Source organism: Methylicorpusculum sp. (genome assembly GCF_030651835.1).
Lineage (GTDB): Bacteria > Pseudomonadota > Gammaproteobacteria > Methylococcales > Methylomonadaceae > Methylicorpusculum.
Map to the genome: position 1 here is coordinate 1 of NZ_JAUSBX010000078.1, position 1,315 is coordinate 1,315.

Sequence of the window (1,315 nt, forward strand, 5' to 3'; positions counted from 1 at the left end):
CCGCTTGAAATAGAAGGTGTAGGTGATTGATTGAAAAGGCTTCTGCAACAGGGATGTTGCAGAGAGCTACAAGGATGTATTCATGCGTCCTTTGAAATCAAGCACCTACACCCAATAAAATAGGAAGGGGTGAGCAGATACACTTAGGTTTTGCTTTTGGTCTTTTTATTCTTTAAAGAGGCCAACATCATGAGTAAACTCATTAAAACGCTTAGCGCGGCAGTGCTGGCATGCGGCGTCATGTCCGCACCGGTTCAAGCAGCCAGTTCGCTGGTTGTAAACGGAACACTTCATAAAGTCGAAGGCGGTACTACCTTTGATACCTGGAAAATCGTCATGCTAACCACCGGTAGCTTTACAGTGGACGTGGCGGCTTATGAGGCCTCCCAAAGCAACGTCAACACAGCAGGCTATTACACTCATGACATCAATGGAGATGGCAAACTGACTTGGCTGGATCCCGATACGTATTTCTATCACGATAACGGCACCGGCAGTATACTGGCTACTGACGCCATATTTCGTTGCGACGATGTAAGTAACAATTGCGGCGGCAGCAATTATTTTAATGGCTATACCCAGGAAACCAGTCCGGTTAGCAGGACGACTCGCTTGCAGGAGGAAGCGCCTGTAGATGGTTCTGTGCATTTCCGTCGCGACCCTTGGTATGATGTCTCCGTCAACGCGGCAGGTAACTATCTGTTCTTAATAGCTGATTTCAGGCTTGACCCCGCAGAGGCAGCGGCTGGCATAAACGGAGGTGATAGTTTTTCACCGCCATCCGGCGGTTTTATAGACCCTATCCTGGATCATGCCGACTACCGAGTTACTTTCAGTTCCGACTCCCTTCGCTTCAGTCTTTCCGGCGACACCATTACTGTGTCAGCTGTTCCTGTACCCGCTGCAGTTTGGCTATTCGGGAGTGCCATGGCAGGCATGATTGGCTTTGGCCGTCGCAAAGTGTTTGTTGCAGCGGCATAGGATGTTGCCGACGCTTTGTTCTGGAACCTTTGCGCATCAAAGTCGCTGAAAATCGTTTGTGAATAACTGTACATGGGATCCATGATTGGGTTGTCAAGGATGACTGCCAAGGAAGGCTTTTCCTCATTTTTATGTCGTAATTTTTTTTAAAGAAAAAAATTGACCGCACTCTCTCTGGGAATACTAACCCATCATCCTAAAAAGAGCGGTTGAATCCACTAAGCAGGCGCTGACAGGCATTCCGGCGACTGCAATTGACGCCCCTTGAGATACTTAACCAGCGCTAAACTCAAGATTCGGTACCAGCGCTGGATCGCTGTCAACTGCTCCGCAG

At 48.7% G+C, this 1,315-nt stretch carries 1 protein-coding gene; it reads left to right on the forward strand.

The features are described from left to right. The first annotated feature begins 189 nt into the window (after positions 1-189). On the forward strand, positions 190-981 hold the full coding sequence (locus Q7V32_RS09735; protein ID WP_304896783.1) for a hypothetical protein: 792 nt from the start codon (positions 190-192) through the stop codon (positions 979-981). Positions 982-1,315 lie beyond the last annotated feature (334 nt).

Bases quoted from the DNA above. Each gene is read 5' to 3' on its own strand.
- Q7V32_RS09735 (WP_304896783.1), top strand. From the start codon at position 190: ATGAGTAAACTCATTAAAACGCTTAGCGCGGCAGTGCTGGCATGCGGC.